Source organism: Novosphingobium sp. (assembly GCF_030696665.1).
Classification (GTDB): Bacteria; Pseudomonadota; Alphaproteobacteria; order Sphingomonadales; family Sphingomonadaceae; genus Novosphingobium.
The window spans coordinates 64,006-85,321 of the sequence record NZ_JAUYRV010000022.1 but is presented as its reverse complement, the minus strand read 5'-3'; the positions used below and the strand labels follow the sequence as shown (position 1 = coordinate 85,321).

At 62.9% G+C, this 21,316-nt stretch carries 27 protein-coding genes; 14 read left to right on the top strand and 13 right to left on the bottom strand.

Annotated features, from left to right (window positions below):
- Window positions 1-137: 137 nt before the first annotated feature.
- On the bottom strand, window positions 138-398 hold the full coding sequence (locus tag Q8R81_RS05375; RefSeq protein WP_305616416.1) for an endonuclease domain-containing protein: 261 nt from the start codon (window positions 396-398) through the stop codon (window positions 138-140).
- 205 nt (window positions 399-603) lie between these two features.
- Here Q8R81_RS05375 and Q8R81_RS05370 point away from each other — a divergent pair, with 205 nt between their 5' ends.
- Window positions 604-867, top strand: coding sequence for a hypothetical protein (locus Q8R81_RS05370; RefSeq protein WP_305616415.1), 264 nt, complete (start codon window positions 604-606; stop codon window positions 865-867).
- Between the two features lie 61 nt (window positions 868-928).
- Here the strand turns inward: Q8R81_RS05370 and Q8R81_RS05365 are convergent, their stop codons facing one another.
- A complete protein-coding gene (locus Q8R81_RS05365) occupies window positions 929-1,702 on the bottom strand; it encodes a hypothetical protein (protein ID WP_305616414.1) in 774 nt (257 codons plus the stop codon).
- A gap of 275 nt (window positions 1,703-1,977) precedes the next feature.
- Between Q8R81_RS05365 and ruvA the strand changes: the two genes are divergently transcribed.
- Together ruvA and ruvB are read left to right on the top strand one after the other, a co-directional pair.
- Window positions 1,978-2,592, top strand: a complete 615-nt coding sequence (gene ruvA, locus Q8R81_RS05360; protein WP_305616413.1) for a Holliday junction branch migration protein RuvA — start codon at window positions 1,978-1,980, stop codon at window positions 2,590-2,592.
- A 1-nt stretch (window position 2,593) separates the two neighbouring features.
- Window positions 2,594-3,622, top strand: coding sequence for a Holliday junction branch migration DNA helicase RuvB (ruvB, locus tag Q8R81_RS05355; RefSeq protein ID WP_305616412.1), 1,029 nt, complete (start codon window positions 2,594-2,596; stop codon window positions 3,620-3,622).
- Between the two features lie 504 nt (window positions 3,623-4,126).
- On the opposite strand, the gene Q8R81_RS05350 is transcribed toward ruvB, so the two are convergent.
- Complete coding sequence (locus tag Q8R81_RS05350) at window positions 4,127-4,786, bottom strand: hypothetical protein (protein ID WP_305616411.1); 660 nt, start codon at window positions 4,784-4,786, stop codon at window positions 4,127-4,129.
- 49 nt (window positions 4,787-4,835) lie between these two features.
- On the opposite strand from Q8R81_RS05350, the gene Q8R81_RS05345 reads away from it, so the two are divergent.
- A complete protein-coding gene (locus tag Q8R81_RS05345; RefSeq protein ID WP_305616410.1) occupies window positions 4,836-4,928 on the top strand; it encodes a PEP-CTERM sorting domain-containing protein in 93 nt (30 codons plus the stop codon).
- A gap of 84 nt (window positions 4,929-5,012) precedes the next feature.
- Here Q8R81_RS05345 and ruvC read toward each other — a convergent pair whose 3' ends face one another.
- Genes ruvC through Q8R81_RS05330 form a run of 3 tightly spaced genes read right to left on the bottom strand, consistent with a single transcriptional unit; the run spans window position 5,013 to window position 6,815 of the window.
- On the bottom strand, window positions 5,013-5,489 hold the full coding sequence (gene ruvC, locus Q8R81_RS05340; protein WP_305616409.1) for a crossover junction endodeoxyribonuclease RuvC: 477 nt from the start codon (window positions 5,487-5,489) through the stop codon (window positions 5,013-5,015).
- A 4-nt stretch (window positions 5,490-5,493) separates the two neighbouring features.
- Window positions 5,494-6,054 (bottom strand): hypothetical protein, encoded by a 561-nt coding sequence (locus tag Q8R81_RS05335; RefSeq protein ID WP_305616408.1) that lies wholly within the window; start codon window positions 6,052-6,054, stop codon window positions 5,494-5,496.
- Window positions 6,051-6,815, bottom strand: a complete 765-nt coding sequence (locus tag Q8R81_RS05330) for a YebC/PmpR family DNA-binding transcriptional regulator (protein ID WP_305616407.1) — start codon at window positions 6,813-6,815, stop codon at window positions 6,051-6,053. Before Q8R81_RS05330 ends, Q8R81_RS05335 begins: the two co-directional genes overlap by 4 nt.
- Before the next feature lie 107 nt (window positions 6,816-6,922).
- On the opposite strand from Q8R81_RS05330, the gene Q8R81_RS05325 reads away from it, so the two are divergent.
- Window positions 6,923-7,612 carry a type II CAAX prenyl endopeptidase Rce1 family protein gene (locus Q8R81_RS05325; protein ID WP_305616406.1) on the top strand — a complete coding sequence of 230 codons (690 nt, stop codon included), beginning with the start codon at window positions 6,923-6,925 and terminating at the stop codon, window positions 7,610-7,612.
- On the opposite strand, the gene Q8R81_RS05320 is transcribed toward Q8R81_RS05325, so the two are convergent.
- Window positions 7,609-7,926, bottom strand: a complete 318-nt coding sequence (locus tag Q8R81_RS05320; RefSeq protein ID WP_305616405.1) for a heavy metal-binding domain-containing protein — start codon at window positions 7,924-7,926, stop codon at window positions 7,609-7,611. The two genes, Q8R81_RS05325 and Q8R81_RS05320, sit on opposite strands and share 4 nt — an antisense overlap.
- 137 nt (window positions 7,927-8,063) lie before the next feature.
- Between Q8R81_RS05320 and Q8R81_RS05315 the strand changes: the two genes are divergently transcribed.
- A complete protein-coding gene (locus tag Q8R81_RS05315; protein ID WP_305616404.1) occupies window positions 8,064-8,729 on the top strand; it encodes a hypothetical protein in 666 nt (221 codons plus the stop codon).
- A gap of 2 nt (window positions 8,730-8,731) precedes the next feature.
- Here Q8R81_RS05315 and Q8R81_RS05310 read toward each other — a convergent pair whose 3' ends face one another.
- The 4 genes from Q8R81_RS05310 to Q8R81_RS05295 form a co-directional block, all read right to left on the bottom strand.
- Entirely contained in the window at window positions 8,732-8,968 is a 237-nt protein-coding gene (locus Q8R81_RS05310) for a DUF2312 domain-containing protein (RefSeq protein ID WP_305616403.1), read from the bottom strand.
- 257 nt (window positions 8,969-9,225) lie between these two features.
- On the bottom strand, window positions 9,226-9,609 hold the full coding sequence (locus Q8R81_RS05305) for a YdbL family protein (protein WP_371135310.1): 384 nt from the start codon (window positions 9,607-9,609) through the stop codon (window positions 9,226-9,228).
- 44 nt (window positions 9,610-9,653) lie between these two features.
- Window positions 9,654-9,857: a YnbE family lipoprotein gene (locus Q8R81_RS05300; protein WP_305616401.1), complete on the bottom strand. Its 204-nt coding sequence runs from the start codon at window positions 9,855-9,857 to the stop codon at window positions 9,654-9,656.
- A 47-nt stretch (window positions 9,858-9,904) separates the two neighbouring features.
- The gene (locus Q8R81_RS05295) at window positions 9,905-13,150 is read right to left on the bottom strand and encodes a YdbH domain-containing protein (protein WP_305616400.1); all 3,246 of its coding nucleotides are present in this window, start codon (window positions 13,148-13,150) and stop codon (window positions 9,905-9,907) included.
- An 86-nt stretch (window positions 13,151-13,236) separates the two neighbouring features.
- On the opposite strand from Q8R81_RS05295, the gene radC reads away from it, so the two are divergent.
- Window positions 13,237-13,974, top strand: a complete 738-nt coding sequence (gene radC, locus Q8R81_RS05290; RefSeq protein ID WP_305616399.1) for a DNA repair protein RadC — start codon at window positions 13,237-13,239, stop codon at window positions 13,972-13,974.
- 14 nt (window positions 13,975-13,988) lie between these two features.
- Here radC and Q8R81_RS05285 read toward each other — a convergent pair whose 3' ends face one another.
- Window positions 13,989-14,114: an entericidin A/B family lipoprotein gene (locus tag Q8R81_RS05285; protein WP_305616398.1), complete on the bottom strand. Its 126-nt coding sequence runs from the start codon at window positions 14,112-14,114 to the stop codon at window positions 13,989-13,991.
- Between the two features lie 145 nt (window positions 14,115-14,259).
- Here Q8R81_RS05285 and Q8R81_RS05280 point away from each other — a divergent pair, with 145 nt between their 5' ends.
- The 7 genes from Q8R81_RS05280 (at window position 14,260) to Q8R81_RS05250 (ending at window position 20,659) form a co-directional block, all read left to right on the top strand.
- Window positions 14,260-16,143, top strand: a complete 1,884-nt coding sequence (locus Q8R81_RS05280; RefSeq protein ID WP_305616397.1) for an acyltransferase family protein — start codon at window positions 14,260-14,262, stop codon at window positions 16,141-16,143.
- A 96-nt stretch (window positions 16,144-16,239) separates the two neighbouring features.
- Complete coding sequence (gene purB, locus Q8R81_RS05275) at window positions 16,240-17,556, top strand: adenylosuccinate lyase (protein ID WP_305616396.1); 1,317 nt, start codon at window positions 16,240-16,242, stop codon at window positions 17,554-17,556.
- 68 nt (window positions 17,557-17,624) lie between these two features.
- The gene (locus tag Q8R81_RS05270) at window positions 17,625-17,954 is read left to right on the top strand and encodes a lipopolysaccharide assembly protein LapA domain-containing protein (RefSeq protein WP_305616395.1); all 330 of its coding nucleotides are present in this window, start codon (window positions 17,625-17,627) and stop codon (window positions 17,952-17,954) included.
- Complete coding sequence (pyrF, locus tag Q8R81_RS05265) at window positions 17,951-18,625, top strand: orotidine-5'-phosphate decarboxylase (protein WP_305616394.1); 675 nt, start codon at window positions 17,951-17,953, stop codon at window positions 18,623-18,625. Before Q8R81_RS05270 ends, pyrF begins: the two co-directional genes overlap by 4 nt.
- A 4-nt stretch (window positions 18,626-18,629) precedes the next feature.
- Window positions 18,630-19,133, top strand: coding sequence for a GNAT family N-acetyltransferase (locus Q8R81_RS05260; RefSeq protein ID WP_305616393.1), 504 nt, complete (start codon window positions 18,630-18,632; stop codon window positions 19,131-19,133).
- A 70-nt stretch (window positions 19,134-19,203) separates the two neighbouring features.
- Window positions 19,204-19,956 (top strand): SIMPL domain-containing protein, encoded by a 753-nt coding sequence (locus Q8R81_RS05255; RefSeq protein ID WP_305616392.1) that lies wholly within the window; start codon window positions 19,204-19,206, stop codon window positions 19,954-19,956.
- Between the two features lie 58 nt (window positions 19,957-20,014).
- Window positions 20,015-20,659 carry a phosphoribosylanthranilate isomerase gene (locus Q8R81_RS05250; protein ID WP_305616391.1) on the top strand — a complete coding sequence of 215 codons (645 nt, stop codon included), beginning with the start codon at window positions 20,015-20,017 and terminating at the stop codon, window positions 20,657-20,659.
- A gap of 74 nt (window positions 20,660-20,733) precedes the next feature.
- Here the strand turns inward: Q8R81_RS05250 and Q8R81_RS05245 are convergent, their stop codons facing one another.
- Window positions 20,734-21,195, bottom strand: a complete 462-nt coding sequence (locus Q8R81_RS05245) for an outer membrane protein (protein WP_305616390.1) — start codon at window positions 21,193-21,195, stop codon at window positions 20,734-20,736.
- Between the last annotated feature and the right edge of the window lie 121 nt (window positions 21,196-21,316).

The following is a 21,316-nucleotide window of genomic DNA, read 5'->3' as shown; positions in this document are numbered from 1 at the left end:
GAGGAAGCCCCTACGTGCGCGGGCGTGCAAAATCGCAAGCTTTTTCCCCGAATTCGCTCGAAACCTTGCAAATACGATTACTTCAAATCCGCCAAAACCCACGCATTCCTGCCGGCTTCAGCGTTCTTCACGGGTGACTAGCCAGCCTCGGTCATGAAGCGGTCGCGGGCGGCGTCGTATTCCGGGCGCAGGTCGTGGCTGTGGCCGTCGAGTTCGACCACGATCCGCAGATCACGGCAGAGGAAATCGGCGAAGTAGGGGCCGACGGGCATCTGGCGGCTAAACTTTGCGCCAAGCGCTCCGCCCGAGAGGTAGCGCCAGAGGCGGCGTTCCATCGGGGTTGCCTCGCGCCGAAGCGTGCGGGCGCGTTCGGTGTTGCGGGGTCTGAAGGGGCGCATTTGGGGAGGGTTGCGGCTGGGAGGTGTTGGGGCAAGTTTGAGTGGTGCGGGAATGGTGGTTTTTGGGGTTTTGTTCGCTTTTTGCGAATGCCCACCCCCGCCCCTCCCGCCTGCGGGAGGGGGGAAGAAGGGGGAGTGCCCATCCTGCGTGTGGGAGGGGGGAAGGGGCGTTGCGCCCGGCCCTCCGCTCGCCTATCGCGCGGGCATGGAATTTGACGATCAGCTCCGCCGCTATTTCGGCACCGATGACTTTGCGCAGATCACGCCTTCGGCTCTCGATGCAGGGGTTGAGCGGATGCTGGTGGATTTCGGGCTGGAGAAAGATCGCGCGCGGCGGTTTGGGCTTTGGACCTTGTTGCACATGCTGGGCCGGGCGCCCGAGCTGGATGTGGCGTTCAAGGATGCGGCGGACCGGGATGCGGCGCGCGACTTCATGGATTTGATCGACCGGGCCTCGCCAGAGGATTGACCGGATAAGGCCGCAACCGGCGCGAAGATGCTGCACATCGCCGCGCCGGCCCGGACGCCCGTCACACCAGATTGGCGGTGGGGCACTTGTCGGGATAGTCGCTCACCATGATGCGGCAGGTGACAGGCGGCGGCAGGATGGCGGCAAGCTGCTCATCGTTCATCGGGCGCGGAACCTGATCTGCACTGGCGGTGGTGGGCGTGATCGTGACTTCCAGCACCTTGTGCCAGCGCGTGTAGGTGTTGCCGCCTTCGAAAGTGACAGCGGTGGCCTTCTGGATCTCGTTCTCGATCTGGCTTTGCGTGCTGATGCCGTGGGTGATCGAATCCGACAGCGATCCGGTCACTTCGGCGGAGAAGCCAAAGCCCGAGGCCGATGCCGTGGCCGAGACACTGCGATCGACGGTCTTGGAAAACTCGCTCATCGCGCTGGTGGATGTGATGAAGGTTTCCTGCAGGGTTGCAGTGACATTGTCGGTATAGCCGGTGGGCTTTTCGACCTGATGCCAGCAATAGGTCTCGGTCACGTTCCACAGCAGGAGGATGGTTAGGCCGGTGTTGGCGCAAAGCTGCATGGTATTGTCGGCGTTTGGAATCTGGCGACCATCCGCAAGGACGATCCCACTGCAGAATACGGGAATGGACGTGCGGATCGGCTGGCCGCCGGACTGTTCAAGCGCAACCCACGGTTGGAACGGCATGACAATCTGGCTTTGCACAGGTGCATCGCGCACCACCGATGTGCGCGTGATGAGATCGTATGAGGTGGCCGCCAAAAGTGGCGGGGACTTGCCGCTGTATTGCAGCGCGGCATCGGCCAATGCGGTATCGCTCATCCTGATGTTCTCCCCTGTGTCGAGTCCGTCGCCGGACGCAGCCTTCGCCAAGTGCTGGCTGCGCTGCGAAGGTGTCATGGCACGAACGAATCACCAGAATTAGCGCGGCCTCGGTGGATGCAATTGCGCGCAATTTCGCTCAGAATGGCGGCCAAGCATCTGATCTTTGGGCAACTCCTTTGCCGCAGCTTTCGATCTAACTGTTGATGCAGAAGCGGTGGCAGGGGCGTTGCCGCCCTTGCGCGGGGCGGGCGGTGTGTGCATAGGAACAAAGCATGATCGCAAAGCTTACTGGCATACTTGATGATACCGGCCCGGATTGGGCCGTGATTGACGTGGGCGGCGTGGGTTATCTTGTGCATTGCTCGGTCAAGACGCTCAGCCATCTTGGCATCCGGGGCGACAAGGTGGTGATCCACACCGAAATGCAGGTCAGCGAAACCGACCAGCGCCTGATCGGCTTTACCAGCGCCGGGGAGCGTGCGTGGTTCCGGCTGCTGACAGCGGTGCAGGGGGTGGGCAGCAAGGTGGCGCTGGCGATCCTCTCGGCGCTGTCGGTGGAAGAGCTGCAGCGCGCCTGCGCGCAGGGTGACAGCGCGATGGTGGCGCGGGCAAACGGCGTGGGGCCGAAGCTGGCGAGCCGGATCGTGAACGAATTGAAGGACAAGGCGGGCGGCCTGGCAGGCTATACCTCGCCGGTGGGCATGGGCGGTGAAGGCTTTGCGCTGCCGCCGGGGGATGCTGCTGCCGATGCGGTGTCGGCCTTGCAGAACCTCGGGTTCAAACCTGCCGTGGCGAGCAGCGCAGTGGCGGCGGCGGTGAAGGAACTGGGCGAAGATGCCGGACTGAACGATCTGGTGCGCGTGGCGTTGAAGCGGGCGGCGGGATAGCATGACCGACAATCCCCTCCTTACCCCTGAACGCATGGTCGATGATCAGGACGCGGCTTTGCGGCCCAAGACTCTGGCCGAATTCGTGGGCCAGGCGGCGGCCAAGGATAACCTGCAGGTGTTCATCGAAAGCGCCAAGATGCGGCGCGAGGCGATGGATCATGTGCTGTTCTTCGGGCCGCCCGGCCTTGGCAAGACCACGCTGGCGCAGATCATCGCGCGCGAACTGGGCGTGAACTTCCGCGCCACGTCCGGCCCGGTGATTGCCAAGGCGGGCGATCTGGCGGCGCTGCTAACCAATCTTGAATCCGGCGATGTGCTGTTCATTGACGAGATCCATCGGCTCAATCCCGTGGTCGAAGAAGTGCTCTATCCGGCGATGGAAGACCGCGCGCTGGATCTGATCATCGGTGAAGGCCCTTCGGCGCGGTCTGTGCGGATCGATCTGCCTCCATTCACGCTGATCGGTGCGACAACGCGGCAGGGCCTGTTGCAAACGCCGCTGCGCGACCGCTTCGGCATTCCGGTGCGGCTGCAGTTCTATTCGGTGGATGAACTGGAGCGCGTGGTGGCGCGCGGCGCTTCACTGCTGGGCATCGGCATCGACAAGGGCGGGGCGACCGAGATTGCGCGCCGTTCGCGTGGCACCCCGCGCGTGGCCGGGCGGCTGCTGCGCCGTGTGCGTGATTTTGCGCAAGTGGCGGGTGCGGACAAGATCACGAAAGACAATGCCGACAACGCGCTGACCCGGCTGGAAATCGACCAGATCGGGCTGGATCTGCAGGACCGGCGCTATCTGATGATGATTGCCGACATCTACAAAGGCGGGCCAGTGGGCGTGGAAACGCTGGCGGCAGGCCTTTCGGAACCGCGCGATACGATCGAGGAAGTGATCGAGCCTTACCTGATCCAGTTGGGCCTGATTGCGCGCACCGCACGCGGGCGCTGTCTCAATGATCGCGGCTGGCAACATCTGGGAATCACCCCCCCCACGGGACAATTGCCCGGGTTTTTCGATTCGGGCGATTGAGCGCCGAACAAAGCGGCCCGGCGAAAGAGTCAGGCCCCATTCGGTCCCAAACTGGCACAGAGTTAACCCGCGCAACGCCTCGGTCCCGTTTTCGGGCAGATTCAGGGGGCAGAACAGGGTTAACGTCATTGCCCTGCCCCATGCCATCTGCGTTGATCGACCTGTCAGGAAAGCAAAGCACGGCGTTAACCCGCTTCTGCTAGGCAGCTTTCCCTAAGGAAGAACGAGAGAAACGATCATGTCGGTTCGGATGGCATTGGCAAAACTGGCGGCGGCTGCAGCAGGCGGGGCGATGCTCGGCGGTGGTGCCGTTCACGTATCGGAAGCGCCCTCGCGCGGTGAAATTCACCATGTGAAGCCGGTCAAGGTCAAGAAGGCTCCCGCCAAGCGCGTGGCTGCCCGGCGTGCCGCCCCGCGCGAGGTGCATCGCGCCCGCCGCGTGGTGACCACGACAACCACCCGGACTTGCGCGCCTGCACAGCAGATGGCGATGGTGCCAGTGCCCTACATGCCACCGATGCCTCCGCAGCAGATGGCTGGCGGCGGCGGCGGCGGCGTACCCGTAGTGATCGGCGGCGGCGGGCTTGGCGGCTTTGGCGGCGGGTTCTTCGGCGGCTTCTTTGGCGGCGGCGGCGGAAGCAGCGGCGGTGGCGGCGGCAGCGTGGTCATTTCCTCGACCAGCACCGGCTCCACGTCGACCTCCGGCGGATCAACCTCTGGTGGTTCAACCTCCACCTCTGGCGGTTCGACATCTTCGACCAGCGGCGGCGTTTCAACCTCGACCGGCGGCATTTCGACGTCGACCTCAACGGGCGGTGTTTCCACTTCGACCGGTGGTGTCTCCACATCCACTGGCGGCGTATCGACGTCTTCGGGCAACGTCAGCACTTCGTCGGGTAATGTGTCGTCTTCGAGCGGAAACGTCAGCACGTCTTCGGGCGCTGTGACCAGCAGTTCGTCGACTTCGACATCGTCGGGCAATGTCAGCACGTCGTCAGGCAATGTCACGAGCAGCTCGTCTACCTCGACCTCATCGGGCAACGTGACGTCCAGCTCGTCTACGTCGTCGTCGACCTCCTCCTCTACCTCGAGCAGCACATCGACGTCGTCGTCGACGTCCTCCTCTACCTCGAGCAGCACATCGACGTCGTCGTCGACGTCCACATCTACGGGTGGCACGACCAACGGTGGCACGACCAATGGCGGCACGGACGTGCCCGAGCCTTCCATGATCATCCTGTTCGGCGCGGCGGCAGCCGGGCTGGTGGCGCGTCGACGCTTTGGCAAGGTCAAGGCGCAGGCCTGATTGCACTTATCGCCCGCTGCGGCGGGTGAACGGGAAGGGCGGCGTCCGGGGGGAGCCGCCCTTTTTCGTGTCTCGGCTAAAAGGTCAGCGGTGGCTGCCGAGCATGTTGGCGTGGGTAATTGCCACGGCGAGCGCATCGGAGGCATCTTCGCCGGCCAGTTGCACGCCCGGCAGCAGAATCTTCAGCATATGCTGAATCTGCTGCTTTTCCGCCCCGCCAGTGCCGACCAGCGCCTTCTTGATGACCTTGGTGGGATATTCGGCCACCGGAATGCCCGACCGTGCCACCGCCACCATCGCCACGCCGCGCGCCTGACCCAGCTTGAGCGTGGATTGCGGATTGACGTTGACGAAGACCTCTTCAACCGCGCCGCTATCGGGTTTGTAAATATCGATCACGGCGGCAAGCGCCGAATCCAGTTCCACAAGGCGCTCTGCCATGCTGGTTTTGGCGTTGGTGCGGATCTGGCCATTGGCCACGTGGCTGAGCCTGCTGCCGGATTTTGCCACCACGCCCCAGCCAGTGCAGGTCAGGCCAGGATCGATGCCGAGGATGATCATGCGTTCAGAACCATCCGTCGAAGGCCCCGCCTTCGGCCTCAGCGATGTCGAGATCAGCCGGCGCGCGCACGCCTGCGGCATCGGCAAGGCTGTCGGCTGCCATCATTTTGCCCTTGCAAGAAAGCGAGGCCAACGTGCGTTCGCCATCGTGCCCTGCCTGCACCGAGATGCCCGAATAGGTATAGCCGGGATTGTCCGCCAACTCACCATTCTGTCCGCGATAGACGATGTAGTGCGTGTTGCCATTGGTGAAGCGGACATGCTCCTGATAACCGCCCGAGCCTTGTCCGCGCACTTGGCCGACACGGACGTTTGACCAATCGGGTTCGCTGGAAAGATCAAGAGCAGGCTTTCCAGCAGGGCCGAACCGATAATGCAGTGCGTGGGCGGTCCCGCAAACGCTGCCGAGCGATCTGCCAAAGCGGCAAGAATAGACGACTGCCTCGTCTACATGGCACTGGCTGGCGGGTGCCGGTTGGGAGATGACAGGCTTTGACGAAAGCGCAGTGCTGCCGGTCAATCCCCCCGCGAAGAGCGGGACTGCCAGCAGCGCCGTCAATCTCAACCCAGCTTCTCCATCACGTCATCCGGGATTTCGTAGTTGCCCCAAACGGTCTGGACGTCATCGTCGTCATCCAGCACGTCGATCAGCTTGAGCAGGGTTGCCGCATCGTCGGCCGAAACTTCGGTCTTCATGTTCGGCTTCCACGCCAGCTTCACGCCTTCGGCTTCGCCCAGCACCTTTTCCAGTTCACGCGCCACTTCGTGGAGGTTTTCCACTGCGACCCAGATCTGGTGGCTGCCGGGGTTTTCGTCGCCATCGCCCATATCGGATTCAACGTCATCGGCCCCAGCTTCGATCGCCGCTTCGAGGACTTTTTCCTCGTCGCCCGCCTTGCCGGGATATTCGATCAGGCCGAGCCGTTCGAAGCCGTGGCTCACCGCGCCGCTCGCACCGAGGTTGCCGCCGTTCTTCGAGAATGCGGTGCGCACATTGGTGGCGGTGCGGTTGCGGTTGTCGGTCAGCGCTTCGACGATGACCGCGACGCCGCCGGGACCATAGCCCTCGTAGCGCACTTCCTCGTAGTTATCGCCTTCGCCCTTGGTCGCCTTGTCGATGGCGCGAGCGATGTTGTCCTTGGGCATGGACTGCGCCTTGGCGGCATTGACCGCCGCACGCAGGCGCGGGTTCATGTCCGGGTCGGGTATGCCCATCTTGGCTGCGACGGTGATTTCGCGCGACAGCTTGGAAAACTGCGCCGAACGCTTTTTGTCCTGCGCGCCCTTGCGGTGCATGATATTCTTGAATTTGGAATGACCTGCCATGATCCGTCTTCTTGCGTGTTTCAGGAATCTGGGCCTGCCCCTAGCCGAGACAGCGGCTCCCGGCAATCTATGTGGCGCATTGAGGATTTTGGCGGCATGACGCGGGGATGCTCCGCCCTATACTGACTGAATTCGTCGCCTTTCTCCGCAATCCGCGCCCGATGCAGGCCACAGGGTTGAGCGCTGATAGTGCGATCCCACGCTGGCTGGTGCTGAGCGTTGCGCAGATCGTGGTGCTGGGGCTGGTGGTGATGCCGCTGATCCTGACGTGGCAAACGGCGTTTGGCCTGCCGTCACCCAATGCGTTCGAGGGGTTGAGTCCATTCGCGCTGTGGGGCGGGGCAGTGTTGCTGGCGCCAGTGCTGGAAGAGCTGTTCTTTCGCGGCTGGATGAGCGGTCGGCCCGCCGCGCTATGGCTGACGGGCATCGTGGTTGCCGGGCTGGCGCTGTTCATGGTTGTGGGCAAAGGCAACCCGTTGGCGACCGGCGCGATCCTGCTGGGCGCGCTGATCGTGGCTGGCGTGATGTGGTTTCGCACGCGGCGTGTGCGCGAAGCGCCGGGCTGGTTCGCTCGCGCCTTTCCGGTGCTGTTCTATCTGGTGACTGCGCTGTTCGCGCTGATGCACGTGTTCAATTATCCGCAGGTGAGCGTGGTGGTGCTGCCGATGGTGCTGCCGCAGTTCTGGTCGGGCCTGATGCTCGGCTATATTCGGGTGCGATTGGGCCTGCTGGCAGCGATCCTCGCGCATGTCGCCTCAAATGCGATCATGCTGACGGCAGCGTTGGCGGCGGGTTAGAGCACCACCGCCGTGCCGGTGACGCTGACCATCAGCATCGAGCCGCGCGAACCGATAGTCTCGTAATCGATATCGACCCCGATCACCGCATTGGCACCGAACGCGCGGGCCTTGTCCTCAAGTTCGCGCAGGGCTTGCTCCCGCCCGCGCGCCAGCACTTCCTCGTACTCGCCCGAACGGCCGCCGAAGATGTCTGTCACGGCTGCAAAGAAATCGCGCACGATGTTCGCGCCGAGGATCACTTCGCCGGTGACGATGCCGAGATGGCGCTGGACCGGGCGGCCTTCAACAATGCTGGTCGTGGTAATAAGCAACTGGCTGCCCTTTCGAAGATCGTCAGAGCAGCCTAGCGGGAATGTCAGTCGATGCCGAGGGCGTTGTTGCTGCAATCTCGCTGCTCGACGGCTACCGGCAGAGTGCTACTTATTGCGCTGAATTCAATGAAGGGTGAATGCAGGTGCAGCGAAAAACGGGCGATGCAAAGCGCCAAGAGTTTGAGAGAGCCTTTCTGTCGACATTGATGCTTGATGCCGATGCGGCCATTCGTAGGTTCCGCGATCCTGCAAACGACGTTCAGCAGGCGCGCCGCGAGCTTATTCGAAGCGTTCATGCAACAATCGACGGAGTCGTGTGGGCATTTCGCGAACACGTGCGATCATCCGCTCATGCAATGGACTTGCTGACGGCGGCGGAGGAGGCGGTCCTTGCTGAGACAAACTTTCAGGTAAGTGAGCGCGGGACGATTTCTGCCCAAACACGCCATATCCCTTTGCTGGGAGCGGTCCGGCTGGCGGCCAGAATTGCAACGAAGATCGACCCGATATTTACGGCTGATTTCGGTGGCACGGAATGGCAGGACTTTTGTAGCGCTGTCGCTACACGCAACCGGGTTACGCATCCCAAGACGTTTGCTGATCTTGAAGTGTCAGCTGCTGAGGTTGATCAGGTTTTATCTTCGTTTTTCTGGATACTCGAACTCGCGGTGGGCGCGATGGAATCGTCGGTAAACGTGTTGCGGGACTTCGCCCTGAATCTGGGCGACGTTGCCAAAGGCCTGACGGAAGGCAATGCTGAAATATTGCAAGCCTACCATCAGGTCATTCGCGACGCGCAGTAGCGTCAATCAATCCCGAGCGCGGCTTTGTAAAGTTCAAGAATTGCTTCCATCTCGCGGCGATCATCCGGCTTCATCTTCCGAATGCGAATGATCTGTCGCATAATCTTCACGTCATACCCCACAGCCTTGCCCTCGCTGTAGACGTCCTTGATGTCGTCGCCGATGCCCTTCTTTTCCTCTTCAAGGCGTTCGATGCGTTCGATCAGGAGGCGCAGGCGGTCGTCAGCGGTTTCGGCCATCGGGGAAGTCTCCGGGTAAGGGGCGTGAATCGGTTGGCCGGGCTGATAGACGCAGGCGTGGATTCGGGCAAAGCAGGGGCTGTGGAAATCTATGGACTCCTTGCCGGGTTGCACCCCAGACATCCGTCAGGGGTTTGCGGCACCAGCCCGCTCCCCCGCCCGGCCACCCATTCAGGATACTTGCGTGGGTGGCCGGGCGGGGGAGCGGGCTGGTGCCGCAAGCCACTGACGGATGTCAGTGGCTCATCAAATCAAAATCAAGGGCAGCGCGAATCACGCAGCGGGGGGCCGTTGCCGCGCGTTTGCCATGAGCCATCGGGCGCTTGGTACTTCTCACCTGGCTTCGTCTGGGCGATGAGCAGGCAGCCGGACGTGAGCGCGTACTCCTCGACCGTCGCCTTGTTGGCCTGTGCCTTGTCGGCATAGACGGCCTTGCGCTTGATGTTGATGTCTTCAACCACGGCGCGCAAAGCTGGGGCTGCCGGGGTGACATAGCCGAGGTAGCCGTCCATCTTTTCGCCCACCTGCCCTGCGGCGCGCGCGGCGGAATAGGCTGGGTCGCGGTTCTGCGCGGCGGCGGGCGCAGTGAGAGTGCCCAGCGTGAGACCCACGACTGCCAGTGCTGCGAAGCTCTGGCGCATTGAAACCTTGGTCATCGTTTCTGTCCTCAAAGTCACGCCGTCCATCAGAAGATGTCCGGGTTGCTCTCAATCGTGGCGTTCGCATCCTGCGCGAGCCGGTACACGACCTCCTGCTTGATGTTGATGTTCAGCTCGATCACGATTGGCTTGTCCGGTGCGTTCACCGAAATGCAGCCAGCCGTTGCCAAGGCCCCCATCAACGGCAGCGCGAGCAGGGCGCGATGCCTGAAGTTTGATCCGTGTCCCATGCGCCTGTTCGTCGCAGGGTTCGCGGATCGGGTCAATTCCGGGTTCCTCATGGCATTGCTCCGCTTTCTGCAGGCTGAATATTGGGCTGTGCGCCGGGTAGAACGATGACGGGCGTTCCGCCGGGGCGCACGCCGTTTCCGAAACGCTGGAGCGCGCGGCCCTGTGCATCGACGAGGCCCAGCGTGCGGGGGTCTTTGACGAAGGCCGGGTCGTACATCGCCTTGAAAGACGTCATGATCTGGTAGAACGGCGCGCGAATGTTGACGTTGAACTGGATCGGGAGGTTCGCGACCTGCTTGGTGATGAAGTTGCTTTTGGTGCCAGCGCCTTGCTTCACGCCGTCGAACTTCACGTTGGTGACGATATCGCCTTCCAGATCGCCGCGCATGGCGATGGCCATAGTTTTGTAATCCAGCGATTTCAGCGCATCGAAGGCAAAGTTGGCCATTGCGCCCATGTTTTCATACGTCAGCGCGCCGACATACGAGACGTTGCCGCCCGGCGCGCGTGATAGCAGCGTGCCTTCCTCGATCCGCCCGCCATTGGCATCGAACACCAGCGGGAACTGACCGTCGAAAATGCCGGTAGCCGAGAGGTTGCCAAGCTCCATCTTCTCGATGAACTTGGCCGCGTCTATGCCGATGACGGTCATTGTGTAGCGCCTTGCTTCGGCAATGCCGAGGCGCAGGTCCGTGGGTTCGAGGACCAGCGTGCCATTGAGGAATGGCCAGCGCGCATCGTGCAGGCGCAGCACCTGATCCGGCAGGAGCGTGAGGTCGATCACGCCTTCGTTCACTTCGATGCCGGGGTTGATCGAGGCGACTGTGACCTTTTGGTGCGGCGCACTGACCATGCCCAGCAGGTCGGTAAATTCGATGCGGCCCTTGAGGCCCTTGGCGGGGCCGAAGGCGGCGGCGAGGTCCATGTTATCCGTGCCGAAGTTGCCGGTGCTGATGACGGTGCGCGGGTTCCAGTCGATGCGTCCAGTGCCGGTGACCTTGCCATCGACATTGGCGACGACACCGAGTGCGAGACGGGTGAGTTGTGCAGGCTGGAAGCCTTTGTCAAACACCAGATTGGGCACGGAAAGATCGGCGTGGCCGGTGCCCGAAGACAAATCGTGGCGTATCACTGCCGAGCCGACTTCACGCGAGGTCTTCGCTTCGCGCATCAAGGCATTGGCGGTGATACGATTGTCGGCCAGCGTGAGCGTTGCGCTATCGCTGCGCAGCTGTTCGAAGCGGGCGGGGTCAAGCCGGTCGGTCAGGTCGAAACCCGCACCAGTGAGCGTTAGCGCGCCATTGGCAAAGCGCCATTGGCCCGAGGCATTGGCGAGGTTCAGCGGGACGGCGGCGAGACTGGCCTCTACGCCTCCAAAGGTGCCGGTAAAGTCCTTGCCGAGTTTTGCATCAAGATCGGCGAGGCGGAAGCGGGAGGCGGTTTCCGGCGGGCCGAGGCTGACGTCGACCGCCTTGGCGTTCAATGCGCCGGGCCACGCGAACCCGACTGCGCCGGTCTTTACGCTCAGCGGCGTTTCACCCAAGCGTCCGGTGAGTGCGAGCGCGGGGGTGCCGGCGGCGAGGCGCAAGCCGCTTGCACCATTGCGGACGATGGCAGAGCCGCCCGGCGGGCAAAGCGCGAGGGTGTTGCCGTCCACCGTGACGCTGCCGAGAGTCAGACGATCAAACCGCGCGCTGACGCAGCGTTTCCACAGTGCAAGGTCACCGCGCGCGCCATAGCTGCCGTTCACAGGCAGGACGAGGTTTTGCACAGAACCGCCAGGAATTGCGCCGGAAACCTGTGCAGTGCCGGAAAAGCCGAGCGATCCGTCAGCCACTTGCGCGATCATCATTTCGGGGATGGCAACCGAGCCGCCCTCGGCACGCCACGGGGCGAGCGCGAGGCGGAACAGCGCTTGCCCCGCACGGCCGCGCTCCATCCGCCCTGTGATACGCGGCAAGCCTGCGCCACCCGTGGTGATGTTCCCGGCCAGCAGCGGGGGGCCGTCGTTGCTTGCGCTGGCAAGCTGGAAGCGGGAGAGCGTAAGCAGGGCCTGCCCGCTGCCACCGGTGAGTTGCGCCTGCGGGACGACGACGGAGAGCGCACCGCCATTGCTGCGCATCGTGACTTCGCCGGTGAGGCGGCTGCCGCGCTCCTCCAGCGTGAGACTGCGGCGCATCTGCGCGAGCATGGGTGCAAGCAGCGTACCGGTGGCGCTGCGCTGGGCGGCATCAAGTGCAGTGGTGAGCGCAGTGCCCTGACGCAGTCCCTCGCCCTGCAGCGCACCGCGAAATTCAGCCTTGTTCAGCGAATCGCGAGCGCGGATGGAACCTTCCACGCCAAGCAAGCCGAAACGGACGCCATCGCTGGCAACACTGCCCGCGTTGGCCTCAACCCGCCCGGTGAGCGCGCCATCCCGCAAGGCAAGCCGCGTGTCGAGCGCCAGCGATTCGGCCGTCACACCCGGGAAGGCCAGCTTTTGCCCGCGCAAAGCGGCATTGCCGGTGAGGCCCGCGAAGTCCTTGTCGGCAAGGGCTTCAAGCTGCGCGGTGAGCGGTCCGCTGCGAACGCCACCTTCGCAATTGAGGCTTGCCAGCCGCAGCGGGCCGGTGAGCGACGGCCGCTCCTGACGGATCGTGACTGTGCCAAACAAGGTTGTCTGATCGGCCTTGCACCCGGACATGGCAAGGCTGGGCGCACTGGCGGCGAGCGTGCCGGTGAAGCCGTCCTGCAAGGCACCGCGCCCTTCGATTGACAGGCCAACCTTGCCATAGTCGGTAAGCATCAGGCCGCGTCCGTCCTCGATGGCGAGATCGAGTTTGGGCAGGGTAAACGGCGCGTCATCAGTCTTGGGCGCGAACAGCACCTTGTCGAGTGCGCCGAAGCTCAGTTTTCCGTTGAGGTATTGGCCGTAAAGCCTTGGCCGGACGAGCGTTACGCCACCGATGTATGGCGTTCCCCAGCGATAGCGGATCGAAACCAGCACGCGTTCGACCGTAAGGTCCGGACGCTTGGGATCTCCGAGGACGAGGTTCTTGAGGATCTGCTGGCCCGGACCGATGCTTTCGATCTCGTAAGTGGCAGGCAGGCCGTAGGCGGCGAGTTGGCCAACGATGATTCGGTCAGCCAGCCGTTCCTTCGACAGCCACAAACCACCGCCGGCCAAGGCAAGTACGGCGAGCGCCGACAGCCCGGCGCGCCGCCACTTGCGGGAGCGTCGTGGCGCAGGCTCGACGCCGTCCTCACCCCCGGGCGCGGCGCCGGATGCCGCCATTTCGAAACGATCTGTCATCTGCCCCCTTCTTGCGCACTCCCGCGCCTTGGGCAATGCACGGCGTTGAACGCACTGGCACCCTTTCGGTGCCCGTGAGGGAACGCATGGCCGACCAGACCCGACTCTTTCCTGAACGGGAACCCGCAGCCGCCGGGAAAACGTCATTCGATGGCGCAGACTCCAGCGGCCACCGCGCACGGTTGCGAAAGCGGCTGATGACGGGCGGGGACGACGCGCTGGCCGACCATGAAGTAATCGAATACCTGCTGATGGTGGCCCGGCCACGCATCGATACCAAGCCTATTGCGCGTTCGCTTGTGCAGCGCTTTGGCAGCCTTGCAGGCGTGCTCAATGCCGATCCGCAGGCCTTGGCTCTGCACCCCAACATGGGTGAGACGAGCGCGGCGGCACTGCATATCGTTGCGCTGGCCGCACGGCGTCTGGCACGGACCACGGTGCGCGAACAGCCGGTGCTTTCAAACTGGCAGGCGCTGCTTGATTATCTACACATCGATATGGCGCATCTGAATGTCGAGCGGGTGCGTGTGCTGTATCTGAACACCCAGAACATGCTGATCCTTGACCATCTGGTGGGCGACGGCACGCTTGACGAAAGCCCGATCTACACGCGCGAGGTGATCAAGAAGGGGCTGGACGTGGGTGCTGCGGCGATGATCCTTGTACATAACCATCCATCGGGTTCACCCCAACCAAGCCGGGCAGACATTCAGGTGACCCACAAGATCATGGAAGCAGCGCGCCTGATGGGCATGTCCGTGCACGATCACATCATTATTGGGCGTGAGGGGCACACCTCGCTTAAGGCCAAGGGATTGATCTGATTACCACAATTTGATCAAATCGCCTTCTCGCCAGCCTTGCCGACCGATTCGATATCGCGGCCGAGGCCTTTTACAGTGTTGCAGCCAGCGAGCGCGACCGACAGGCCGAGGATGGCAACGACCAGAACCTTGCGAACCATCTGAAAGCTCCTGAAAAACGGACAAGACATCGCTTATCGCGAGATCGCCTGGCGCGCAATTGCCCTGCCGGGTGAGGCATGAGCCGGTTGCACGCCCTGCAGCGATCCGCCACTGTGCAGTCTATGGGGCATTGGCGGGCGGCACTTGCAATACAGGCGTGAAATCGAAGGGCTGCGCGCGCTTGCGGTGATTCCGGTTGTGCTGTTTCACGCCTGGATGCCGGGCCTTGGCGGCGGCTTTGCCGGGGTGGACGTGTTCTTCGTCATCAGCGGTTATTTGATAACGCGCTCAATTCTGGATGACAGCGCGCAGCAGCGGTTCACCCTGCTTCAGTTTTACGAACGACGCGCGCGACGCATCCTGCCCGCTCTGGTCCCGGTCTTGCTGGTGAGCCTGCTGCTGGCATGGGTGACGATGATCCCGCCAGACTTCCGCAAATTTTCGCAAAGTCTGGCAGCCAGCACGGGTTTTGCGGCAAACATGCTGTTTGCGCGCAAGACCGGATATTTCGAAGACGACGAAGGCTTCGCCCCGCTGCTCCATTTGTGGACGCTCAGTGTCGAGGAGCAGTTCTACATCGTCTTTCCGGTGCTGATGCTGGCACTGCTGAAGCTGGAGCGGCACTTCACGGCACAGCGCGGGCGCGTGCTCTTGGCGGCTTTTGCCGGTTTGGCGCTGGCATCATTTGCGGCGGGCCTGATCGTGCAGGACAACGACCCTGCACTGGCCTTTTTCACATTGCCGACGCGGGCGTGGGAGCTTCTTGTCGGCGCGGCGTGTGCGGCGTTGCCTGCTGGGCGCACGCGCGGTTGGCCGGCGCTGGCCGGGCTGGCGATGACCGGCATGGGCTATGTGCTCGGTGATCCTTCGGCAACGCCCGGGTGGGCCTTGTTGTTGCCGGTGATCGGCGCAGCGCTGGTTCTACGCCATGCCGCGCCACAGAATTTGGCTGGAAAGCTGCTGAACCTTGCACCGCTGACGGCCATCGGCGCGGCGTCCTATGGCATCTACCTGTGGCACAATCCGCTGCTGGCGACGCTTGATTACGTGTGGCTGGGCGATCCGCCGCTGTGGATCACGGGCGGGACAGTGGCGCTTGCCGTGCTGCTGGGCTTTGCCTCATTGCATCTGCTTGAGCGGCCCGTGCGGGACGGACGCCTGCTGCGCAGTCCGATGGCGCTTGTGCTGGGGTGTGGCGCGATGCTCGCGGTGGTGCTGGCGCTTGGCATTGCCGGACATTTGCGCTGGCTGAAACCGCGTAGTGCGCCTGTCAACCAAGCACTGGGGAATCATGCGCCGCCCGGCGAGCGGGTGTGGGAGATCGTCCCGCACGGCACCCGGCCGCTGCGCTTCATCGTCTATGGCGACAGCTTTGCCCGGCAGTATTTTCCAGCGCTGGCAAAACGTTATGGCGACGGCGCGCTTTATACTGCGCCGGGGTGCCTTGGCCTGCCGGGGCTGACCAACTTTGCCGACCAGTCAGAAGCAGCGCAAGACTGCGCCAGCCGCCCGGCGCAATTGGCGCAGATCGTGCGCGAACGGAAGATCGGCACGGTGATCTGGGCGCAGCGGTGGGAGCGCGAGATGTTCGAGACTGGATCATTACGGTCGGTCGGAAAATCCTCGGGCAAGGGATGGACTGCCGTGCGTCTTGGGATCGAGCGGCTGCGGCGTACCCTGCCGCCGGAAACGCGCGTGATCATCGTTGGCAATGCCCCGACAGCGGCGGCGGCAGGCGATGCGATGGAGGGCGGCTACGTGCGCTGCCTTGCGTTCATCAACATCGTGTGTCCTTCGTCCTACCCGCGCGCGCTTGCCGAGGGCCATCGCATCAACCCGCTGCTTGCGGGCGAGGTCATTCGCCTACCGAACGCGCGCTTTTTCGATCCGGCCCAAGTGCTGTGCGATGGCACGGACTGCGCGCTGATGCGGCAGGGCAAGGCGATCTATCACGACTGGACACACCTTACGGATTTCGGCGCAGACACCGTGGTAAGGCGGTTTGCAGCCGAGAACCCTGCGCTGTGAAACAAGGGCTTGGCGTCTTGCCCCTTGCCATAGAGCGCCCCCTTCCCTAGCGGCCCCCGCACACGCCACGCGCACGAACCTGCATCGGAGTCGAACATGGTCCCCCGTTACGCCCGCCCCGCGATGACCGCGATCTGGGAGCCTGAAGCCCGCTATCGCATCTGGTTCGAAATCGAAGCGCACGCCACCGAAAAGCTGGGCGAACTGGGCGTTGTGCCGCCGAGCGGGGCCAAGGCGCTGTGGGACTGGTGGGCGACGAACCCGACCATCGACGTTGCCGCGATTGACGCCATCGAAGCTGTGACCAAGCATGACGTGATCGCGTTCCTCGATTGGGTGGCGCAGCAGGTGGGGCCGGAAGCGCGCTTCATGCATCAGGGCATGACCAGCTCTGACGTGCTGGACACGACGCTGAGCGTGCAACTGGCGCGGGCATCGGACCTGCTGCTGGCCGACATCGACGCGCTGCTCGAAGCGATCAAGCGCCGCGCGTTTGAACACAAATACACGCCGACCATCGGCCGCAGCCACGGCATTCATGCTGAGCCGACCACGTTCGGGAAGAAGCTCGCCGAAGCCTATGCCGAGTTCACCCGCTGCAGGGCACGCCTTGTCGCCGCGCGTACCGAAGTGGCGACTTGCGCAATTTCGGGCGCGGTGGGCACGTTTGCGAACATCGATCCCTCGGTCGAAGAATATGTCGCCGAGAAGCTGGGCCTTGAGGTTGAGCCGGTATCAACGCAGGTGATCCCCCGTGATCGGCATGCGATGTACTTTGCCACGCTGGGCGTGATTGCCAGCAGCATCGAACGCCTTGCGGTGGAAGTGCGCCACCTGCAGCGCACCGAAGTGCTGGAAGCCGAAGAGTACTTCTCCCCCGGCCAGAAGGGTTCGTCGGCCATGCCGCACAAGCGCAACCCGGTGCTGACCGAAAACCTCACCGGTCTTGCCCGCATGGTGCGCTCTGCTGTGACCCCGGCGCTGGAGAACGTGGCGCTGTGGCATGAGCGCGACATCTCGCACTCGTCGGTCGAGCGTTTCATCGGGCCTGACGCGACGATCACGCTGGACTTCGCGCTGGCGCGGCTGACCTCGGTGATCGACAAGCTGCTGGTCTATCCCGAGCGGATGCAGAAGAACCTCGACAAGATGGGCGGCCTTGTCCACTCGCAGCGGGTGCTGCTGGCACTGACTCAGGCCGGGCTGGAGCGAGATGCGTCTTATCGCCTGGTGCAGCGCAACGCGATGAAGGTGTGGGAATCGGACGGGCAGCTTTCGCTGCTGGAACTGCTCAAAGCCGACCCTGAAGTGGCAGCCGTGCTGAGCGCGGAGCAGATCGAGGACAAGTTCAACCTCGACTATCACTTCAAGGCCATCGACACGATCTTTGCGCGGGTGTTCGGGGAAGCCTGAGGACTCGCCAAGCGCGACAACGTGCCTTAAGCATCACGGCAGGACGGGCTGCTCACGGAGCGAAAGGCATGGTTATGCTGCGCACGATTTTCTGGGTTCTCGTCGTGGCCGTACTGGCTGCGTTTACTGCCGCAAACTGGCAGCCAGTCGAAGTGCGCATCTGGGAAGGCCTGCTGCTCGAAACGCGGCTGCCTGCCTTGGTGATCCTCGCATTCCTGCTTGGACTTGTACCAACCTGGCTGCTGTACCGCGCCACACGCTGGAGATTGCTGCGGCGTATTGCGAACCTTGAGACGCAATTGAGCGTCAAGGTCGCGCCTTCTCTTACATCAACCCATCTGGACGCGGCCCAAAGAGATGCTGGTCAGACGCCGGAAATCAAGAGCGAAACCCTGTGAGCAACCCGATCTACCTTGCCCTCGACCTGCCCCGCCTCGATGCCGCGATTGCGCTTGCCCAGAAGGTGAAAAGCCACGTCGGCGGACTGAAACTTGGGTTGGAGTTCTTCTGCGCGCACGGACATCACGGCGTGCATGAGATGGCCAAGGTGGGTCTGCCGATCTTTCTCGATCTGAAACTGCACGATATTCCAAACACCGTGGCCGGTGCGATGCAATCGATCCACGTGCTGGAGCCAGCCATCGTGACCGTCCATGCCTCGGGCGGGCGGGCGATGATGGAAGATGCCAAGGCGGCGGCGGGCGAGCATTGCAAGGTGGTGGCGGTGACTGTGCTGACCAGCCTTGACGATGCCGACATGGGCGCGATGGGCGTGGGCGGATCGGCCTATGATCAGGCGTTGCGACTTGCCGATCTGGCGCAGGAAGCCGGGCTGGATGGCATCGTCTGTTCCGGGCACGAAGTGGGCGCGATCCACAAGCGCTGGAAGAACGGCTATTTCGTGGTGCCGGGCCTGCGCCCCGCTGATGGCAAGCTGGGTGACCAGAAACGCGCTGTCACGCCGCGCGCCGCGCGTGATGCCGGGGCAAGCGTTCTGGTCATTGGCCGCCCAATCAGCCGCGCCGAAGATCCGGTCGCCGCTGCCCGGGCCATCGAAGGCACGCTTTGATCCGATGATTCGCTTCGCACTTGCCAAAGCTGTGGACGTGCCGCGTCTGCGCGTGCTGGTGGAAAGCGCGTATCGTGGTGAAAGCGCCAAACAAGGATGGACGCACGAGGCGGATCTGCTCGATGATGAGCGCACCAGCGATGAAGAACTGGCCAATGCCATTGCTGACGATAACACCAGGGTTCTGCTGGCGGAGATTGAAGGCAAGCTCGCCGGGACAGTCACCATCCGCACCCTTGGCAAAGGCCGCGCCTATCTTGGCATGCTCTGCGTAAATCCGGAGTTGCAGGCCGAGGGGCTGGGCCGCGCGCTGATTGCCGATGCCGAAGACATGGCAGCCGAGCAGTTCGGCACGCAGATCATGGAAATGACCGTGATCGACGCAAGGGCAGACCTGATCGCGTATTATGAACGACGGGGGTATGCTCGCAGCGGCGAAACGCGACCATTTCCTTATGGCGACCCCGACACATTCCGCATGGTCGTGCTGGAACGAAGCCTGCGCTGAACGGTTCATCGCCGTGTAACGTCGCTGCGCCCAGATCGGCAGCAGTGGCATTTCCGGGAGACTACCCTACATGAAGCGCAAGTTCCTTATCGCCGCCGCACTCGCGGCGCTCACCCCGTTTGCAACTCAGGCTCAGGTCATGTCTTCAGGTCCGGTCGTTGGCGCAGGCAACACGCTGCTGAGCATAGCAGCCGAGGGCAAATCTGCCCGCACGCCCGATCTGGCGGTGTTCAATGCAGGCGTCACCACGCAAGGCAAGACCGCCGGTGAAGCGCTTACGGAGAATGCCCAGCGCATGACTGCCGTCATCGCATCGCTGCGCAAGAGCGGCATTGCCGAGCGCGACATCCAGACGAGCAACCTGTCGGTGAACCCAGTCTATGGCCAGCCGAAGCGCCTGCCCGATGGTTCCATCGAAGAGCGCGACCCGGTGATCGTCGGTTATCAGGCGACGAATCAGGTCTCGGTCCGCCAGCGCAAGCTGGACCAGTACGGCAAGGTGATCGACACGCTGGTGGCAGCAGGCGCGAATCAGGTGAACGGTCCAAGCTTCCAGATCGACAGCCCCGATGCGGCGATGGACGAAGCACGCATCGAAGCGATGAAAAAGGCTCGGGCGCGTGCGGACCTCTATGCCAAGGCTGCGGGTCTGCGCGTCGTGCGCATTCTTGCAATCAACGAGAACGCCGGTTGGTCACCCCCGCAGCCGCAAGTGATGTTCGCACGGGCTGACATGGCTTCAGCACCCAAGTCCTCTCCGGTTGCGGCAGGCGAACTGGAAATGACGGTGACCGTCAACGTCAGCTACGAACTGGCGAACTGAAGCTGAATTGAGCCGGGCAATTTGACATAGGCGGCGCGTTCCCCGTAACGCGCCGCCTATGCCCGGACCCCACATCAAGATTTGCGGCGTAACCACGCGCGATGCGCTCGACGCAACGATTGGCGCGCAGGCCAGCCATGTCGGGTTCAACTTCTTCCCCCCTTCCCCGCGATTCCTGACGTTTGCCGCCGCACCTGCACTTGCCGCGCAAGCCGAGGGGCGGGTCACCCGCGTGGGCGTGTTCGTCGACGCCGATGACGCCTTCATCGCCGAGGCGGTGGCAGCGGCGCGGCTCGATGCGATCCAACTGCACGGCAAGGAAACGCCGACGCGGGCAGCCGCAGTGCGCGCGCAATTTGGCAAGCCGGTGTGGAAAGTCATTTCCGTGGCCGGGCCGGGCGATGTGGCCAAGGCGGACGCCTATGCAGATGCTGCCGATTTCGTCCTTTTCGATGCCAAAACGCCCAAGGGCGCGGCCCTGCCCGGCGGGCTGGGGCTGGTGTTCGATTGGAATTTGTTGAAGGCCTACAGGGGACCGCTGGGCTGGGGGCTTGCCGGTGGCCTTGCCCCGGGCAATGTGGCCGATGCGGTGCGGGGCACGGGGACGACGCTGGTCGATGTGTCGTCAGGCGTGGAAAGCGCGCCGGGTGTGAAGGATGAAACGCGCATCCGCACTTTCTGCTTCAACGCGCGAAACGCCTGATCCTTACGCAAAAACGGGCGGCCTCCCGAAGAGACCGCCCGCCTTTTGTTCCAAACGTGCGTGGAGGCGCGCTATCAGAACTTCACGCCGAGGCCGATGACAGCAGCATCGGTATCGGTGAACAGAGCGTTGTCCGGGAAGAAGTGGCGGTATTCCGCCTTCGCGTAGAACTTGCCGAACGAGTGCTGGTAGCCAGCGCCGAGCGACCATGCGCCTTCGCAGCTGTCGCAGTTTTCGGTGCTGTAGCCGCCGATGCCATAGAGCTTGCCAGCTTCGCCGATCTTCGCACCGGCGCGGGCGCTGAAGCCGAACGAAACCTTGGTGCCATCGGTGAGCAGCTTGTCAGCCGAAACTTCAGCACCGGCAAACGCGGTTTCACCGAGGTCGTAATCGTAACCGGCAGCGACGCCAGCCAGCTCTTCGCTGTCCGAACCGTTCCAGATAATGCCGCCGCGTGCTTCGACGCGTGCTTCGTTGGCGAGAGCTGGGGTTGCCGCAACAAGCGAGGCGGCGAGAGAGATAAGAACCAGACGCATATTTTGTACTCCTGACTTTTTGGCCCCTTCTTTCCGAAGGTGGCGGGGGTCAGGTAGGGTCGGTCCGGCAGGGTGACAATGACGAAAATCACTTCAAAAGCAAAACCCGGATAAAATGTGA

Coding starts and splice junctions, on each gene's coding strand:
- radC (WP_305616399.1), top strand. CDS start 13,237: ATGGCCGACCAGACCCGACTCTTTCCTGAACGGGAACCCGCAGCCGCC.
- Q8R81_RS05250 (WP_305616391.1), top strand. CDS start 20,015: ATGCCCGGACCCCACATCAAGATTTGCGGCGTAACCACGCGCGATGCG.
- Q8R81_RS05325 (WP_305616406.1), top strand. CDS start 6,923: ATGCTCCGCCCTATACTGACTGAATTCGTCGCCTTTCTCCGCAATCCG.
- purB (WP_305616396.1), top strand. CDS start 16,240: ATGGTCCCCCGTTACGCCCGCCCCGCGATGACCGCGATCTGGGAGCCT.
- Q8R81_RS05285 (WP_305616398.1), bottom strand. CDS start 14,114: ATGGTTCGCAAGGTTCTGGTCGTTGCCATCCTCGGCCTGTCGGTCGCG.
- Q8R81_RS05295 (WP_305616400.1), bottom strand. CDS start 13,150: ATGACAGATCGTTTCGAAATGGCGGCATCCGGCGCCGCGCCCGGGGGT.
- Q8R81_RS05305 (WP_371135310.1), bottom strand. CDS start 9,609: ATGCGCCAGAGCTTCGCAGCACTGGCAGTCGTGGGTCTCACGCTGGGC.
- Q8R81_RS05255 (WP_305616392.1), top strand. CDS start 19,204: ATGAAGCGCAAGTTCCTTATCGCCGCCGCACTCGCGGCGCTCACCCCG.
- ruvB (WP_305616412.1), top strand. CDS start 2,594: ATGACCGACAATCCCCTCCTTACCCCTGAACGCATGGTCGATGATCAG.
- Q8R81_RS05375 (WP_305616416.1), bottom strand. CDS start 398: ATGCGCCCCTTCAGACCCCGCAACACCGAACGCGCCCGCACGCTTCGG.
- Q8R81_RS05370 (WP_305616415.1), top strand. CDS start 604: ATGGAATTTGACGATCAGCTCCGCCGCTATTTCGGCACCGATGACTTT.
- Q8R81_RS05270 (WP_305616395.1), top strand. CDS start 17,625: ATGGTTATGCTGCGCACGATTTTCTGGGTTCTCGTCGTGGCCGTACTG.
- Q8R81_RS05365 (WP_305616414.1), bottom strand. CDS start 1,702: ATGAGCGATACCGCATTGGCCGATGCCGCGCTGCAATACAGCGGCAAG.
- Q8R81_RS05260 (WP_305616393.1), top strand. CDS start 18,630: ATGATTCGCTTCGCACTTGCCAAAGCTGTGGACGTGCCGCGTCTGCGC.
- Q8R81_RS05330 (WP_305616407.1), bottom strand. CDS start 6,815: ATGGCAGGTCATTCCAAATTCAAGAATATCATGCACCGCAAGGGCGCG.
- ruvA (WP_305616413.1), top strand. CDS start 1,978: ATGATCGCAAAGCTTACTGGCATACTTGATGATACCGGCCCGGATTGG.
- Q8R81_RS05300 (WP_305616401.1), bottom strand. CDS start 9,857: ATGGGACACGGATCAAACTTCAGGCATCGCGCCCTGCTCGCGCTGCCG.
- Q8R81_RS05310 (WP_305616403.1), bottom strand. CDS start 8,968: ATGGCCGAAACCGCTGACGACCGCCTGCGCCTCCTGATCGAACGCATC.
- ruvC (WP_305616409.1), bottom strand. CDS start 5,489: ATGATCATCCTCGGCATCGATCCTGGCCTGACCTGCACTGGCTGGGGC.
- Q8R81_RS05315 (WP_305616404.1), top strand. CDS start 8,064: ATGCAGGTGCAGCGAAAAACGGGCGATGCAAAGCGCCAAGAGTTTGAG.
- Q8R81_RS05245 (WP_305616390.1), bottom strand. CDS start 21,195: ATGCGTCTGGTTCTTATCTCTCTCGCCGCCTCGCTTGTTGCGGCAACC.